Annotated in this window: 13 protein-coding genes; 8 read left to right on the forward strand and 5 right to left on the reverse strand. The window is 63.8% G+C overall.

Annotation, left to right across the window (positions count from 1 at the left end):
- Positions 1–1,091: 1,091 nt before the first annotated feature.
- The 7 genes from ACFVHU_RS11970 to ACFVHU_RS12000 all read left to right on the forward strand — a co-directional run bounded on the left by ACFVHU_RS11970 (position 1,092) and on the right by ACFVHU_RS12000 (position 9,148).
- Entirely contained in the window at positions 1,092–1,868 is a 777-nt protein-coding gene (locus ACFVHU_RS11970) for a DeoR/GlpR family DNA-binding transcription regulator (RefSeq protein WP_133834940.1), read from the forward strand.
- On the forward strand, positions 1,865–2,842 hold the full coding sequence (locus ACFVHU_RS11975; protein WP_105662631.1) for a 1-phosphofructokinase family hexose kinase: 978 nt from the start codon (positions 1,865–1,867) through the stop codon (positions 2,840–2,842). Before ACFVHU_RS11970 ends, ACFVHU_RS11975 begins: the two co-directional genes overlap by 4 nt.
- Positions 2,843–2,844: 2 nt before the next feature.
- Entirely contained in the window at positions 2,845–4,839 is a 1,995-nt protein-coding gene (locus ACFVHU_RS11980; protein WP_388024611.1) for a fructose-specific PTS transporter subunit EIIC, read from the forward strand.
- The gene (gene ptsP, locus ACFVHU_RS11985; RefSeq protein WP_105662633.1) at positions 4,836–6,518 is read left to right on the forward strand and encodes a phosphoenolpyruvate--protein phosphotransferase; all 1,683 of its coding nucleotides are present in this window, start codon (positions 4,836–4,838) and stop codon (positions 6,516–6,518) included. The genes ACFVHU_RS11980 and ptsP overlap by 4 nt, the downstream gene beginning before the upstream one ends.
- 52 nt (positions 6,519–6,570) lie before the next feature.
- Positions 6,571–6,849: an HPr family phosphocarrier protein gene (locus tag ACFVHU_RS11990; RefSeq protein WP_105657931.1), complete on the forward strand. Its 279-nt coding sequence runs from the start codon at positions 6,571–6,573 to the stop codon at positions 6,847–6,849.
- Between the two features lie 129 nt (positions 6,850–6,978).
- Positions 6,979–8,283, forward strand: a complete 1,305-nt coding sequence (locus ACFVHU_RS11995; RefSeq protein ID WP_133834942.1) for an MFS transporter — start codon at positions 6,979–6,981, stop codon at positions 8,281–8,283.
- 103 nt (positions 8,284–8,386) lie between these two features.
- Positions 8,387–9,148 (forward strand): polysaccharide deacetylase family protein, encoded by a 762-nt coding sequence (locus tag ACFVHU_RS12000; protein WP_388024613.1) that lies wholly within the window; start codon positions 8,387–8,389, stop codon positions 9,146–9,148.
- Between the two features lie 19 nt (positions 9,149–9,167).
- Here the strand turns inward: ACFVHU_RS12000 and ACFVHU_RS12005 are convergent, their stop codons facing one another.
- From ACFVHU_RS12005 to ACFVHU_RS12025, 5 genes are all read right to left on the reverse strand, one after another.
- Positions 9,168–9,599 carry an SRPBCC domain-containing protein gene (locus ACFVHU_RS12005; protein ID WP_166650869.1) on the reverse strand — a complete coding sequence of 144 codons (432 nt, stop codon included), beginning with the start codon at positions 9,597–9,599 and terminating at the stop codon, positions 9,168–9,170.
- A 142-nt stretch (positions 9,600–9,741) separates the two neighbouring features.
- Complete coding sequence (locus ACFVHU_RS12010; protein WP_105657927.1) at positions 9,742–10,116, reverse strand: hypothetical protein; 375 nt, start codon at positions 10,114–10,116, stop codon at positions 9,742–9,744.
- A gap of 132 nt (positions 10,117–10,248) precedes the next feature.
- On the reverse strand, positions 10,249–11,877 hold the full coding sequence (locus ACFVHU_RS12015) for a hypothetical protein (protein ID WP_388024615.1): 1,629 nt from the start codon (positions 11,875–11,877) through the stop codon (positions 10,249–10,251).
- A gap of 23 nt (positions 11,878–11,900) precedes the next feature.
- Entirely contained in the window at positions 11,901–13,184 is a 1,284-nt protein-coding gene (locus tag ACFVHU_RS12020) for an AAA family ATPase (protein WP_133834946.1), read from the reverse strand.
- A 135-nt stretch (positions 13,185–13,319) separates the two neighbouring features.
- Positions 13,320–14,975 carry a thiamine pyrophosphate-dependent enzyme gene (locus ACFVHU_RS12025; protein ID WP_105657924.1) on the reverse strand — a complete coding sequence of 552 codons (1,656 nt, stop codon included), beginning with the start codon at positions 14,973–14,975 and terminating at the stop codon, positions 13,320–13,322.
- 368 nt (positions 14,976–15,343) lie between these two features.
- On the opposite strand from ACFVHU_RS12025, the gene ACFVHU_RS12030 reads away from it, so the two are divergent.
- Positions 15,344–16,873, forward strand: a complete 1,530-nt coding sequence (locus ACFVHU_RS12030) for a sodium:solute symporter (protein WP_388024616.1) — start codon at positions 15,344–15,346, stop codon at positions 16,871–16,873.
- The last annotated feature ends 11 nt before the right edge of the window (positions 16,874–16,884 follow it).

The following is a 16,884-nucleotide window of genomic DNA, read 5'->3' on the forward strand; positions in this document are numbered from 1 at the left end:
CGCTCCCCAGCCGAGAACGAGAATCCTTGAGAACTCACTAGTCCTAGAATCTCCCAACCATGTGCCGCAACTAATTTCGTTGGATCGTGCGGGCCTCGTTAGTCGCGAGAGGCTTTTCAGGGACTCCACGACAAGTCTCATCGGATCCCCTCGCGGATCAATCAAGGCTAAGGCGCCGATCACCAAGTCCAGGGCTTCCTCGTCATTTGATTCCGCTGCGATGCCACTGGATTCATAATGAGCTATTCGGTTCGCTGGTAGGACGGGCCGAATTCGATACAGCCCTCGACGCGATACTTCCCCGATGCTACTTCGGTGATCACGAACTTGGTTCGGCAGTAACGCTCGAACTAGATAACAATCGAACTCTCCGGTGAAGTTCGCGAATACGACCTCGAGCTGCGGGCCGCTGGCATCTATGGCAGTGACGCCGATCCGGGATTGCCGGTGGGCCCCATGGTTTTCACCGTCAAAGTAAATTCGACCCCAATGCAACTAGGAAGCATGCGAGAACGCACTAACGAATCCATCGCCAAATGCCAATCCAACGGAAAGACTTTAGCAGACGCCCACTAGTGCAAATATCAGAGCTGACCTCAGATCGCCTCCACGCTGTTCCGGTCGAAGTTATACCTTGGCAGAGGAACATCCGAAGAGAAAAGGAATGCACAAAGGACCGTTGCATTTCAGCCAACTCGACCGAACGCATTCAAGCGCGGAGAGTGGCATGGCTTGATCCAGGCACGTCATCCTGACGCAACTCATTCGCCCGGCAACCTATGATTCCTGTCGAATTCATGAACTGCCCGCCCTGGTTCCTGGCCGTACAGACGTCTTGCTCATTAGCTGGGTTTCCAGTCAACTGAGGCCGCACAGTTAGCGATTTCCGGAGGAAAGAATCGAGTCGCACGCTGCCTTGGTTACGCATATCTCCCAGCGTTGATTCTGCATAACCCCTAGCAAACCCACTCAAAACCAACTAAAGCCAAAGATTCCCCAGATTTTCACTTGACGATGCCACATAATCGGGCATAAAGTCATGGAAACACAGATCAATGTGTTGCAGGTCATGAGGAATTGCGGAGGCAAGAATGTTCGCCGAAGAACGACACCGGCTGATCGTTGAGCAGCTGGAAGCTGACGGGAAAGTAACCGTCGCCCAGCTCGCGCAGCGCTTCGATATCACCCGGGAAACCGTGCGGCGGGATCTGGCCCAGCTGGAATCCGAGAACTACCTGCGCCGCGTCCACGGCGGAGCGGTCACCATCACCGAAGCCAGCACCCGCGAGGAAAGCTACGTGGTGCGCACCGCCATCCATTCAGAGTCCAAGGCCCGCATCGCCCAGCGCGCGCTGAGCCTGCTGCCGGTCTCCGATGCCTCGGTCATCATCGACGCGGGAACCACCACGGAAATCCTGGCCGAGCGCATGCTCAAGAGCACCGCGGGCACCGGACTGGTGGTCATCACCCACGCCCTGCCCATTGCCTCGGCGCTGGTCCACAGCCCGGATGTCGCCTTGGAGCTGATCGGCGGGCGGGTCCGCGGCATCACCGGCGCCTCCAGCGGAGCCCGCACCGTGCAGGAGTATTCCCAGTACCGGGCAGACATCGCCTTCATCGGCACCAACGGGCTGCATGCAGGATTCGGCCTGAGCACCCCGGACCCGCTGGAAGCTGCCGTCAAGCGCGCCCTGGTCGCCAGTGCCCGCCGCGTGGTGCTGCTGGCCGACGGATCCAAATTCGACCAGGAAACCCTGGTCTGCTTCGCCCGGCTCGAAGACATCGACACCCTGGTCACCGACCAGCAACCCGGCACTGAACTTGCCGCTGCGCTGGAAGCGGCGGATGTCGAGGTGGTGATCGCATGATTATCACACTGACCGTCAACCCGGCGCTGGACAAGACCATCGAATTGGTCGCCGCATTGCAGCCCGGTGCGGTGCAGCGGGCCGCTGGCAGCCACCTGCAGGCCGCAGGCAAGGGCGTGAATGTTGCGCGGGCCATCCTCGCCGCCGGGCAGCGGACCCTCGCTGTACTCCCCGGAGCTGGAAACGATCCGCTCATTGCCGCCCTTGCCGCCGACCAGTTGCCCTACCGGGCGCTGGAAATCAATGCTGCGCTGCGCACCAACACGACGCTGACCTCGCCGGATGGATCGACCACCAAAATCAACGAGGCCGGTCCTGAGCTGGACGCGGCCACGTTGGAGCAGCTCTCGGAGCTGGTGCGCGATTCCTGCGCTGGCGCCGATTGGCTGGTCATGGCAGGGTCGCTGCCACCCGGGGTGCCGGCGAACTACTACGCCCTGCTTACCGCGTCGTTGCGCGAGCAGCTGGGCTCGAAGTGCCCGAAGATTGCGGTGGACACCTCTGGGGAGCCGCTGCGCCAGCTCTTCGCCCACGACGAGATCCACATCCCGGATCTGGTCAAGCCCAACGCCGAAGAGCTTGCCGAGCTGCTGGGCGAGGACCTGGGCGAAGCCCAGCTCGAAGCGGACCCCGGGCTGGCCGCTCGCGCCAGCTCCAAGCTGCTGCGCCGCCCCGGGGCCGCGGTGCTCACCACCCTGGGTGCGCACGGCGCGGTACTGGCCACTGCCGAGGGCTGCTGGCACGGCTGGCCGCAGCCGATCACCCCGCGCAGCACGGTAGGTGCCGGCGATTCCTCGCTGGCCGGCTATCTGCTGGCAGACACGGCAGGCCACTTGCCGGCGTTCAAGCTGCGCCAGGCCATCGCCTACGGAACCGCGGCGGCCTCGCTGCCCGGCTCCGGCATCCCAACCCCAACCGACCTCCGCATCGATGCGGTCAGCGTCATCGAACTCACCCCAAGGCAAGGATCCTGACCATGAGCGATCTGATCGAAACCCGGCTCGTCACCCTGGATGCGCATCTAGGTTCCACGAGTACCGACGTCATCAAGTACCTGGCCCAGCAGATCACGCAGGCCGGGCGAGCCGCCAGCGCTGCCGAATTGGCCGAGCATGCCTTGGCCCGCGAGGCGAAGACGGCCACCGGCGTGCCCGGCGGCATCGCGATTCCGCATTGCCGCTCAGCAGCGGTCACCGTTCCCACCCTGGCCATGGCCCGGCTGGGCACCCCGGTGGACTTCGGTGCCAAGGACGGCCCGGCAGATCTGGTCTTCTTCATTGCCGCCCCGGAAGGCGCCGACAAGGAGCACCTGAAGCTGCTCTCCAAGCTGGCCCGCGCACTGGTGAAGAAACCCTTCACCGCGGCCCTGCGTGCAGCCAGGAGCAACGAGGAAATCGTCGCGTTGGTCTCCGAAGTACTCTCCGATGCCCCCGCCGCACCAGCTGCACCAGCAGCTGCACCCGCTGCCACGGCGCGGCCGAAGATCGTGGCCGTCACCGCCTGCCCGACCGGCATCGCCCACACCTACATGGCCGCCGATTCCCTGGCACAGGCCGCCGAAGAACTCGGCATTGACTTCGCTGTGGAAACCCAGGGGTCCTCGGGGTCCAAGCCGTTGGATCCGGCATTGATCACCCAGGCCGACGCGGTGATCTTTGCGGTGGACGTCGACGTGCGCGACCAATCGCGGTTCGCCGGCAAGCCAGTGATCCAGGTTCCAGTCAAGCGCGGTGTGGATGAACCCGAAAAGCTGCTCAAGGATGCCTTGGCCGCGGCCAAGGATCCGGCGGCCCGCAAGGTACCAGCCGGCAACGAAACGGCAAACGAGCGCTCCACGGATTCTGCTTCCGAGGGCTTCGGCGCTGGCCTGAAGCGCGCGCTGCTCACCGGTGTCTCCTACATGATCCCATTCGTCGCCGGTGGCGGCCTGCTGATCGCTCTGGGCTTCCTACTCGGCGGCTACGCCATCACTGATGCAGCAGACCAGTACTTGACCGAAAATACGCTGTTCAATCTGCCGGAAGCTGGCTTGCTGGCCTACCTCGGCGCGGTGGCGTTCAAGATCGGTGGCCTGTCCATGGGCTTCCTGGTCCCGGCGCTGGGCGGTTACATCGCCTATGCCTACGCCGACCGTCCGGGCATCGCCCCGGGCTTCACCGCGGGTGCCGTGGCAGGCTTCATGGGAGCCGGGTTCATTGGCGGCATCGTCGGCGGCGTTATCGCCGGCCTGGCCTGCCGCTGGATCAATTCCTGGACCGTGCCACGCTGGCTGCGCGGCCTGATGCCAGTGGTCATCGTGCCGTTGCTCGGTTCCATCATCGCTTCGGGCCTGATGTTCCTGTTCCTTGGCGGGCCGATTGCCCAGCTCACCGAAGCCCTCAACGGCTGGCTGGGGGGCATGTCCGGCACCGCGGCGGCGATCCTCGGCCTGGTCCTGGGCCTGATGATGGCCATCGATTTGGGCGGGCCGATCAACAAGGTCGCTTATTCCTTCGCGGTAGCCGGCTTGGGCGCCGGTTCGGTGGCCGAGAACCCGGCCCCGCTGATGATCATGGCAGCCGTGATGGCTGCCGGCATGGTTCCGCCGCTGGCGATGGCCCTGGCCACCGCGGTGTCCCCGAAGCTGTTCACCGGGGCGGAACGCGAAAACGGCAAGGCGGCCTGGCTGCTGGGTGCCGCGTTCATCTCCGAAGGCGCCATCCCCTTCGCCGCGGCCGACCCGCTGCGCGTCATCCCGGCCTCCATGGTGGGTGCCGGGGTCACCGGCTCGCTGATCATGAGCTTCGATGTGCTCTCCCAGGCACCGCACGGCGGCATCTTCGTCTTCTTCGCGATGGACAGCACCTGGCCGATGTTCCTGGTGGCCACCGTGATCGGCACGCTGGTTTCCGCGGCGCTGGTGATCATCCTGAAGAAATATGTCCGCAAGGCCCCCGCACGGGCCGCTGAAGAGGCAAAGGCCGCAGCATGAGCCAGAAATTCACCGGAGTAGGCGTCAGCGCCGGACGGGTCATCGGATCCGTGCGCCGCATGCCCGACCCCATCCTCCCGCCCGCCGACGGCGCGCCCCTGCCAGCAGGTTCCAGCGCGGAAGCCGAATCCCTGCGCCTGGCCGAGGCCACGCAGGCGGTCGCCGCGCAGCTCAAGGAACGCGCGGCGCAGGCCACCGGCGATGCCCAAGCCGTGCTCAAGGCCACCGCGCTGATGGCCAGCGACCGCACGCTGCTCAAGTCGGCCACCAGGCTGGTGGCATCGGGCACCTGCGCCGAATCGGCCATCTGGGAGGCCGCCGACGCGGTCGCCACGCAGCTGTCGGCGCTCGGCGGCTACATGGCCGAACGCGCCGGGGATGTGCTCGATGTGCGCTCGCGCATCGTCGCCGAACTGCGCGGCGTGCCCGCCCCGGGCATCCCGGACTCGGACCAGCCCTTCATCCTCGCCGCGGTGGACCTGGCTCCGGCCGATACCGCGACGCTGGATCCGGCCAAGGTCCTGGCGCTGGTCACCTCCGATGGCGGGCCGCAATCGCATACCGCCATCATCGCGCGCTCGCTGGGCCTTCCGGCCATCGTGGCCGCTGCCGGCACCACAGCGCTGGCCGACGGGGACCATGTCTTCGTGGACGGCATCGACGGGCTGGTCATCACCGGTCCCGGCGAGGCCGAAGAGCACCTGGCCGCCACCTACGCCAACCGCGAGGCGCTGCCGGAGTTCTCCGGCACCGGGCAGCTGCGCGACGGGCACCGCGTGCCGCTATTGTCCAATGTCGGCAGCGGCGACGACGCGCAGCTGGCCGCCGCGGCGGGCGCCGAGGGCGTGGGCCTGCTGCGTACCGAGTTCTGCTTCCTGGGCAAGGACAAGGAGCCCTCCCATGACGAGCAGGTGGCAGCCTACGGTGCGGTCTTCGCCGCCTTCCCCGGCCGCAAGGTCGTGGTGCGCACCTTGGATGCGGGAGCGGACAAGCCGCTGCCCTTCCTGACCGATGCCAGCGAGCCGAATCCGGCCCTCGGCGTGCGCGGCTACCGCACCGACCTGTCCAGCCCGGGCGTGCTCGAACGCCAGCTGCAGGCCATCGCGCAAGCCGCCGGCGAGCACCAGGCCGAAATCTGGGTGATGGCGCCGATGATTTCCACTGCGTCCGAAGCGCAGGAATTCGCGCAGCTGGCCAAGGCCGCTGGCCTGGCCACCGCCGGGACCATGATCGAGGTCCCTTCGGCGGCGGTGCTGGCAGGCCAGATCCTGCAGCGCTGCGATTTCGTCTCCATCGGCACCAACGACTTGACCCAGTACACCATGGCCGCGGACCGCCAGCTCGGTGCCCTGGCCGAGCTCAACGACCCCTGGCAGCCGGCAGTGCTGCACCTGGTGGCCGCCACCGCCGCCGGTGCGCAGGCGGCCGGCGGCAAACCCGTCGGGGTGTGCGGCGAAGCGGCTGCCGACCCGGCGCTGGCCGTGGTGCTGGTGGGCCTGGGCGTGGACACCCTGTCCATGAACAAGCGGGCGTTGGCACCGGTTGCCGCGGTGCTGCGCACCGTAGACCTGCCCACTGCGCAGCGCCTGTCCCAGCTGGCCTTGGACGCCGAGTCGGCCGAGGCGGCACGCACTGCCGTGCGCGCGCAGCTGGGCGAGCTGGACCGATTCGGCCTCTAGGCCCCCCGAATTTACCGCAATCAACCGTTCAATAGATCCTGAAGGAGCCATCATGGCAGAACGTACAGCAATCATCGGCAGCCGCGTCGGCCTGCACGCCCGCCCGGCAGCCATCTTCGCCGAGGCCGCGGCCGAGGCGCCGGTCGAGGTCACCATCGCCCTTCAGGGCGAGCCCGTGGACGAGGCGCTGGACGCGTCCAGCATCCTCTCGCTGATGGGCCTGGGCGCGGAATACGGAACCACCGTAGTGCTGCGCGCCGAAGGCGAAGGAGCCGAAGCTGCCCTGGAGCAGTTGGCGGCCATCCTGGAAACCGACCACGACGCCGAGTAGCGCGAAGCCGAGCTCCGGGGACCACGCGCCATCGCGTGGTCCCCGGAGTTATTTAATTACCATCCACTGATTGACAAAGCTCAATCAGTGGATGGATGATAGTTCCTACGCACTACCGCAGGAGCTTCCATGAGCGCGCTCAAAACCTCTGCACTGCGCCTCATCAAGCCGTTCGCCTACCGCGACTACGCCCTGCTGGCCAGCGCACTTGTCCTCTCCACCTTCGCCGCCGGCATGTGGGCCGTGGCAATGGTCTACCAGGTGCGCCAGCTGGGCGGCGGGCCCATCCAGCTTTCTGCCGTGGCCACCGCCAGTGCCGCCGGGCTGCTCTGCTTCGTGCTGCTCGGCGGGATCATGGCGGACCGCCATTCCTGCCGGCGGATCGTGATGCTGGTCGAGGCGCTGTCGCTGGCGGCCATGGGCATCACCGCGGTGCTGGCCATGGCCGGTGCCCTGGAGCTGTGGCACCTGATGCTCGCCGGCTTCTGCGGCGGGGCCGGGTCGGCCTTCTTCTACCCCGCCTACTCCGCACTGCTGCCCAAGATGCTGCCCGCCGAGCAGCTGCTGGCCGCCAACGGATTGGAAGGGACAGCCCGGCCGGTGGTGCACACCGCCCTGGGCCCGATGGCCGCCGGATTCGTGGTGGCGGGACTCTCGCCGGCGCACGCCATCGTCGGCATCTGCGTAATCCACCTCGCGGCGCTGCTGATGCTGCGCCGGATCCCCAACCGCCAGGCGTACAACGCGCCAGGCCCCGTTGACGGCCAGGGACAGCCCGGGATGTTCCGGCAGCTGCGCGAAGGCATCGGCTATACGGTGCGCACCCGCTGGCTGCTGTGGACGCTGCTGTTCTCGGTCATTTCGGTGTTCACCTTCATCGGGCCCTTCGAGGTGCTGCTGCCCTTCATCGTCAGCGGCAACCTGCACGGGGACGCGAAACTGTTCAGCTTCGCGCTGGCCTTCTTCGGCCTCGGTTCGGCGATCGGCTCGCTGCTGGTCGCGTCCGCGAAATTCCCGCGGCGCTACTTGAGCTTGATGACCGCCTGCTGGTGCCTGGGCACCTTGCCCCTGGCCCTGGTGGGCTACGTCGATGCCGCGTGGATGCTCTTCGCGATCCTGCTGGCCTTCGGCATCACCGACGCCGTGGGCATGGTCATCTGGGGCACCTTGCTCCAGCGCCGGGTTCCCGGACACCTGCTCGGGCGGATCTCCAGCCTGGATTTCTTCGTTTCGCTGGCGCTGATGCCGCTGTCCATGGCGGCGGCGGGACCTTTGACCCAGGTGCTCAGCTTGCAGGCGATATTCGTCATTGCCGGCCTCGCCTCGCCGCTGTTCGGAATCATCGCATGGTGGGCCGGGAAATTTGCCCGCGACGAAATAGCGCATCCGCTCTCGGACCCCGTTCCGGCGGAGCTGGACGGCGAGCGCAGTTGACCGGTTGCGACCAGCTGGCGCTGGGCCGGCACTGATCAAACTCCCAGCAGATTTTCGCGTGTAGTTCCCGGGCACGGACCGGGCATGACGGGAAGGTGGAAGGATGACTTCTCGATTGCCCGACATGGCGCGCCTGGCCCTGTTGGCGCTGTTGGCGCTGGGCCCGGCATTCCTGGTTTCCTGTTCCCCTGCACCAGCGCCTGCTCCCGATACGCAGCCCACGGGCTCCGCGGCAAGCGAGCAGGTGGATTGCGCCGTGGCTCGATGCGTGGCGCTGACCTTTGATGACGGACCTGGCCAGTACACCGGGCGGCTGCTCGACGAGCTGAAGGCCGCGGATGCGCCAGCCACCTTCTTCATGGTCGGGAAGAACATTGCCAAATACCCCGACGCGGTCAAGCGCATGGCTGCCGAAGGCCACCAGCTGGGCAGCCATACCTGGGACCATGCGGATCTCACGACGCTGACCAGAGAACAGATCCAGCATGAGCTGGGATGGACCAGCGAAGCGGTAGAAAAGGCCTCCGGCCACGAGCCCACCGTCTTCCGCCCGCCCTATGGGAATCACGGTGCCGTCTATGACCGGCTGGTGCCCTACCCGTTGGTGCTGTGGGATGTTGACACCCTGGATTGGAAGCACCACGATCCGGAGAAAACGGTGCGCATCGCCATGGACGAAGTCCATCCGGGCTCCATCATCTTGATGCATGACATCCATGAGAGCTCAGTCAAGGCACTGCCGGATCTCGTGGAGAAGCTGAAGGCCGAGGGCTACACCCCGGTCACCGTGGACCAGCTATTCAATGGCCAGCTAGAGAATTCGACGGCCTATGCTTCGGCTCCTGCTCCCGGCGCGACGAAATAGTCTTGCGCCGCGCAGGTGCTCAGGGGGCCTGCTCTGCGTACAGCCGCAGCTGGTCCAGCTTGTCCCCTTCGCTTTCGCGGATATTTGCCGCCAGCTCCTCGCACTGCTCCACCGTCAGATCCGGGTTGATGATTGCCACCTGCAGCACTACCTCGGTATGCCCCGCGTCGTCCTTCAGGTCGTAGCGGTAGGAGAGCCCATCGGGATTCTCCGAGGTGTGCAGGATCAGCAAGCGGTTCTCGATCAGGTCATGGACGCGATACACGCGTTCATGGCCGGCAACGCGGTATACCAGCTGGGTGCCGACCTTGAGCTGCGGGTCGTCCGAATGCATGGAGCCGATCCCATGGATCCACAAGGGTGTTGCTGCCCAATCGGTAAGCAGCTCCCAGACACGGTGCACCGGCAGGTGAATGACCACGGTGCTCTCGAAAACGCTGAACTGGCTCATATCCGCATAGTGCCACCCTCGGCGGCCAAATGGAATAGCTTCATGGCTGTTGGCATGCAATCCGGTTTCCGGCCGCCTGCAGCAAAGGCCGGCACCCAGCGCGCGTACGCTGCTGGGTGCCGGCCCCTGGGCGGCAGAAGGCTTACCAGTCTTCTTCGTCGTCGCCATCCGCCTCGGAGATACCGAGTTCCGGCTCATTCTCGAGGTCGAAGTTGTACCAGGCCTCGGTGAAGTCAACCATCGCATCCAACGCGTCCTGCGCATCGGAATCCAGGGCTTCCAGCGCCTCTGGGCTGTTGAGCACTGCGGTCACCGCGAGGAATGGGTGATTATCGAAGTAATCGGTGGGGGTGGCCTCCCCATTGAACGTCAAGTTCTCGCTCTGCGCGAATAGGTCGACGTACTGAGCCACTGCCTCGGGCAGACGGCTCAGATTAATGCCAGTCAGGGACTCATTGTAGATTTCAGCAGTTGCGTCAGCCCACTGCTCAATGAGCTCTTCGCTCATCTGTGCCATCAGATTATCCACCTCGTGGTTGGGGTTCTAGTGCTCACGGGAATCGGTAGCAATTCATCTTATTTCTTCAGCGGGCGCGTGCCAAGACAGAAAGGCCCACGGCGTTGTGATCTTTTCCGCGTAGGTTCCTGCTCACTGGTTCGGGACGCCGAGGGACGGAATATCGAGCATGTCCGGCAGCGAAGGGATCGAGTATTCACGGGGCTGGGAATCCGGAGTTTCCACATCCTTGAGCTGATTCAGCAAGTCTTCGTCGAGGACGCTATCCTGGCTTGGATGACGGGGCTCCGGTGGCGAATCCAGCGAACCCTCCACTCCCGATATGAGCAGCCCCAGCGATGCAGCCGCGGCAAACAGCCCGGCGAACAGATGCACCCCGATGAAATACAGGCCGCCGATATTGCCGCGAAGCATGGCCAAGTTCCGGTTTTTGGCCGAGGAACTGACAGTCAGCCCGTAGGCAAAGGCATTTTCCTTGAATCCAAGACGGACTTGCGCTGCCAGCAAGGAAATGCCAGGCACCAGCAGTCCGGCGGCCACCGATCCGGCTGGCACGGCAGCGATCCTGCTTTCATTGGCCAAGCAAATCCCTAAGAGCACTAGCTGGATGAGCGCCAGGCACGCCCGCTTCCAGAAGCCAGCCGCGTGCAAGCCGCTGCACCGGACCAGGTACCGGCGTTGCTCGTGGCGGTCGGAGCCCGTTCTTGGCGGGCCAGCATTTTCTTGCAGGATCCACAGTGCTCCTAGCTGGCTTGCCAGCACACCGAGCAGCATCACGATGATGCCAGCCACCGGCAGGAAACAGCCCAGGACCGCTCCGCTTGTGCTCAGGAGCCAACCAATCCGGTAGGAGCGAATAGCTCGGGGCAGTTTGGGGAAGCGCGCATCAATGTCCTTGGCGTAGCCGGAGGGCAACGACCTGGCCGCCTTGCTGTACGCCTTCTTGTTCCACCATCCAAAGAGCCCGGCCACGATGGCAATGGCGGCAATCGCCAGCAGCGCCCCGGTTCCACCAGCCCGCTGCCCCAGGGCAGCGGCAACTGCCAGCACCGGAGTGAAAAGCCAGAACCGATTAGCGTAGGCAGTTTGCTTCGCAACGAAGGTCTCCGCGTAGTCCTGATGCAGGCCTTCGTTCATCGGATCCATGGATATCAATCCACGCAGCACATCGCCTTGTTCCCCGACGATTTTTTCGCCATTGCCGATACTTCCGGCCGCCCGCAAAAGCCCCTGGTGATTGGGGTCGATCTGCAGCCCGGATTGGAGGAATCCGAGAGCCGCCCGGTTGTCATCTTGGGCTTCGGCAGCAATTGCCGCGCCCTGGTAGTAATCGGGGTTCCCCGGCTCCAGCCGAATCGCGTGCTCGATGGCTTGGCGGGCCAGCACCCTGTCATCGTTGCTCCGAATATCGCTGAGCGTGATCATGCTCAGCCAGTAGTGCCCGTTGCCGTATTCCGGTTCCGTTTCGATTACCTGCCGGATCGCCAGCAGCGCCTCCTCCCGTCGATGCTGGCGCATCAGGGCGACGGCCAGGCACTCCCCGGCCACCGGGTTGGCAGGATCCAGATTCAGCCCGGCTCTGGCAGCGGACTCCGCTTCGGCCCACTGCTTGAGGCTCAAATGGCATGACGAATAGAGGATCCAGAAGGCAGGGACCTGATGGTGCTCGTTGAGGTTATCCTTCAGCAAGGCAATCGCTTCGGTTTCCCGTCCGATCGCCAGGTGGTGGGTGATCCGGTGATGCAGTCGCTCGAATTCCATGCGGTGTACTCCCCCGGTGCTTTCTAGAGCATGTTCTGCGAAACCAGATACTCGGATAAATCATCGTAGCGGCCATGCTGGTTGCTGAAGCGCACCACATTTCGCGCGGATTCCAGCCACGGCAAAGTCGACGCCTTGATTTCCGCCAGGGCAGTTCTGATATGGCCCATGTCCAAGGGGAGAACCTCGTTGCGCTCGATGGATTGCATCATTGCCTTCTCGGCGGCAGTGGTGCACACGTGCTCCAGGTCCGCGCCCGAGAATCCGTCGGTCTGTGCCGCAATCCATTCCAGGTCGATTCCGGCAATCGGGCGGTTCTTCAGGTGGTACCGCAAGATGGACTCACGTGCCGGCGCGTCCGGCGGAGTCACCAGCAGGGTCCGGTCCAACCGGCCTGGACGCAGCAGTGCTTCGTCCAGATCCCATGGGTGGTTGGTAGCCCCCAGAACGTAAAGGCCATCGTTGTTTCCCGCAAGCGAATCCATCTCGATCAGCAGCTGATTGACCATCTGGCGCATCCACGCGCCCGATCCAGTCAGCGAACCGCGGCGGATGCCGATGGCATCAATCTCATCGATGAAGAGAACCGTTGGCGCATTCTTGCGGGCCTGGTCGAAAATCGCCTTGAGCCGCTTTTCCGTTTCACCGATGTAGGAGTCAACCACATCGGTAATGGTGACAGACATGAAATTGGCTTTCAGCTCACCGGCCACCGCGCGAGCCAGGAAAGTCTTGCCGCATCCCGGTGGCCCATACAGCAGCAGCCCGCCGCGCAATGATTTGCCAAAGGCCTTGGCAATTGCGGCGTTGCGCATCGGTGCCAGGAAGGATTCGTCCAGGCGGTCCTTGACCGCCTGCAAGCCACCCACATCATCCAGGGTGACACCCTTTCCGGCCGGGTTCTCGATGGGAGCTTCCGGGGCATCGGACCCCGCATCTGAGCGCAGTGGGACCCGTCCTTCAATAAAGGGCGCCGGCAGCGAACTGCCGAGTTCCTTGGAACCCGCTTCCCAGTCGTAGCCTGGTGGCGTATCGTTCTGCTGGTTTCCAGCCGGCGCGGCATCCGCTGCGGGTTCGACGGGCGCCTGCGGGGCCATCGCTGCGGCCATCGACGCGCTGATCGTTCCAAGCCTTCCCAGCGCGGACGCGTTCCCCGGATCCTGCTGCAGCACGATGCTGACATGGGACAGCGCTTCGGCGGATCGACCGGCACCATCGAGCTGTTCAGCCAGGTGCAATCGCAGGGCATGGTCGTCCGGCGCTGCTTCTACGGCCCGGAGAAGGCTAGCAATAAGGGCATCGTTCATTCTAGGGCCGCTCCACGGTTGAAGGTCTCGGTCTGTTGCCTCTGCTGGTTAAAGCATCCAGCGGGTATCGCTAGAAACGATACCCGCTGGAATTATACGTCGCAGACCCGACTGTTCGCTGAGCGCACCCAGTGCCTAGTAGGCCTTGACTCCCTGCTCTACCACCAAATGGATCAACGCGAATTTCTTGTTTTCGTCAATGGCCTTCAGCGCATTTTCCAGGGCAGCCGGGACATCTGAATCATTCTCGACGCGGACGCCGAACCCGCCGAAGGACTGCGCCATCAGCGCGAAGTCGGGGTTGGCCAACTGGGTTCCGGAAACCCGTTCCGGGTACTGGCGTTCCTGGTGGGTGCGGATGGTGCCGTACTGCTGGTTGTCCATGACGATCACCAGCGGGGTGGCGCCGTACTGGGCAGCGGTAGCCAGCTCCTGGCCATTCATCAAGAACTCGCCGTCACCTGCGATGGTCACCACGCGGCGCCCCGGGTAGTTCAGCGAAGCGGCGACGGCGGAAGGAATCGAGTAGCCCATGGAACCGTTGCGTGCCGAGAGCATCGAAGCGTAGCCGTTGGTTGGGAAGTAGCGGTGGGCCCAGTTGGTGTGCTCGCCAGCGCCGAAGGTCACCAGGGCGTCTTCGGGCAGGGATCCAACCAGATTAGCCATCATGGTCGCCATCCTCGCCTGGCCCGCGGAAGGCTGCGCTGGTGGAAGTTCGGCGAACTTCTCCTGCTCGCCGCGCATCCGGGAAGTCCACTCCTTCCAGGATTCCTTGACCGGCAAATCCATCAGCAGCAGGTCGCGAACGAAGACATCGGGCTTGGCGACAATCTGGTGCGATACCGGGCCGGAACGTCCGCGCAGCGACGGGTCGATGGTGACCAGGAAGTTCTTCTTGTCCCAGTTCTGGCGGACATTGAAGCCGTCGGTGATGACGTCGCCTGGAACCGTGCCGACGAAGATCAGCAGATCAGTCTCTTCCAGCAGGTCATAGGTCGGCTTGGGGCGGCCGTAGCCGATCGGGCCAACATAGGATGGCGAGTTGAAAGGCACGGTACCCTCGCAACGCCATTCGGCAGCGGCTGGCAGGTCGTGTTCCTCGAGCCAACGAGTGAAGTCCGCTGCGCCTTCGTGGGACCAGTCGTTGCCGCCGAAAATGAACAGCGGCTTATCCGCTTCCTGCAAGGCAGTATTCAGCGCCTTCCAGTCGGTCACGGTCATGCCGCCGGTAGCCACCGGGATTTCCGGATGGACTTCGGCGGAAACTTCGTTGCGGATGATGTCTTCTGGCAGGCCGACGACCACCGGGCCCGGGCGTCCGGACATGGCAGCGAACATGGCCTCGGCGACGACTTCGCTGGCGCGATCGGCGTGGTCCAGGATCATCACGCGCTTGGCGCCGGTGCCGAACCATGCCTTGGGATCGAATTCCTGGAAGGCTTCCTTTTCACGGTGCTCGAACGGGATCAGCCCCACGAATAGCACCAGCGGGGTCGAATCCTGCCATGCGGTATGCAGGCCGACGTGGGCGTTGGCAGCTCCCGGGCCACGGGTCACCATGGCAATGCCGGGGCGCTGGTGCATCTTGCCTTCGGCTTCGGCCATGTAGGTGGCTCCGCCTTCGTGGCGGCAGACCACGGTTTCGATTGGCGAGTTGTGCAGCCCATCAAGGACATCCAGGTAGCTTTCACCCGGCACCACGTAGGCGCGTTCCACGCCGTGCGCGGCAAGCGTGTCGACAATGACGTGTCCGGCCGACTTCTTTGTCAGGCCCTGACCATTTTCACTCATCTTCTAGGCGTCTTTCTGGTTTCGAGAAATCGTCTGACGCAACGGCGGAGAAAACGGCCCTGCTGGCCAATGATGCAACGCTGCGTCAACGTGAAACAGTACTAAACAAGCTGCGATTGCACACATTGCCGATCGAATGCTACGCATATGTGACACGATGCCGTATGTGAATCATATTTGAGTGCAAAATGTCTAGAAAGTTTCACTGAATGGAACGGTTTGCTTCGTCACATTGCGGCTGGCCAGAGCAGTGCGGTGGGCAATGTTCGCGATTTCCATTGATCGGCAGCGCCAGCGCTAGTAGCCTGTGATGCAACAAAAGTTTACTTAAGGTAAGCGCTGCTTTTATCCGGACATCGAGGTTCTCCATGGAATTCATCAACGGCGCGATTGTCGCCGCCTACCTGGCCGCAATGCTGGCCTTTGGCTGGTGGGGCAAATCCCGCACCAAGAACAGCAGCGACTATCTGGTGGCCGGCCGGCGCCTGGGCCCCTTCCTCTACACCGGAACCATGGCGGCGGTGGTGCTCGGCGGAGCCTCGACCGTGGGCGGCGTTGGCCTGGGCTACAAGCACGGGATCTCCGGCATGTGGCTCGTGGTGGCTATTGGCGCAGGCGTGATCCTGCTGTCGCTGGCTTTCGCCCCGACGCTGCAGAAGCTCAAGGTCTTCACCGTTTCGCAGATGCTGACCCTGCGCTACGGCAGCGCGGCGGCAACCAATACCTCCGGCATCGTCATGCTGGCCTACACGCTGATGCTCTGCGCCACCTCAACCAGCGCCTACGCCACCATTTTCGTGGTGCTCTTCGGCTGGGAGAAATGGCTGGCCATCGCCATCGGCGGCGCCATCGTAGTCATCTACTCCACTATCGGCGGCATGTGGTCCATCACCCTGGCCGACCAGGTGCAGTTCGTCATCAAGACCGTCGGCATCTTCGCCCTGATGCTGCCATTCTCCATGAATGCCGCAGGCGGCATGGATGGCATCCGCGAGCGCGTGGGCGCCGAATTCTTCAGCTTCACCGGCATGGGGCTGCAGTCGATCATCACCTACTTCGTGGTCTACACCTTGGGCTTGCTGATCGGCCAGGATATCTGGCAGCGCGTTTTCACCGCCAAAACCCCGAAGGTCGCCCGCTGGGGCGGGATGACCGCCGGCATCTACTGCATCTTCTACGGTGCTGCCGGCGCACTGATTGGCATGGCCGCGAAGGTGGCGCTGCCGAACATCGCCGGCGCGGCGGATAACAAGGACGTGGTTTATGCCGAGGTCGCCACTCAGTTGCTGCCCGTTGCGGTGGGCGGATTGGTCATGGCCGCGGCCGTGGCCGCGATGATGTCCACCGCCTCCGGTGCGCTGATCGCCGCCGCCACCGTGGCCCGCACCGACGTCACCCCATTTGTCGCCAGCTGGTTCGGCAAGCACTTGGAAGTGAATACCGATGAGAACCCGGAGCATGACGTGCGCGCAAACCGCATCTGGGTCATGGCCTTGGGCGTCGTGACGGTCGCGCTGGCGATCTTGGTGGATGACGTGGTCGCAGCATTGACCATTGCCTATGACATCCTGGTGGGCGGATTGCTGGTGGCAATCATCGGCGGCCTGCTGTGGAAGCGCGGCAACGGCCTTGGCGCTACGGCCTCCATGGCTGCCGGATCGATAGCTACTTTGGGCACCATGATCATCTTGGAGATCCAGGCCGAGAACAAGTTCGACGGCGTCTATGCCAATGAGCCGATCTACTATGGCCTGATCGCTTCGGCAGCAGCGTTCATTGCTGTTTCGCTATTGACCAAGTCGACGGACCGACAGGTGATTGAGCACTGGAACCTGCGGGTTGCGGGCAAGATCCAGGACGCTCCGATCAATGCCACGGCACAAGAGCCTACGCTCTAGTCCGCCAGGAA

Origin of the sequence: Glutamicibacter sp. NPDC127525, from assembly GCF_042672105.1 — a bacterium.
In the GTDB taxonomy this organism is placed as follows: Bacteria; Actinomycetota; Actinomycetes; order Actinomycetales; family Micrococcaceae; genus Glutamicibacter.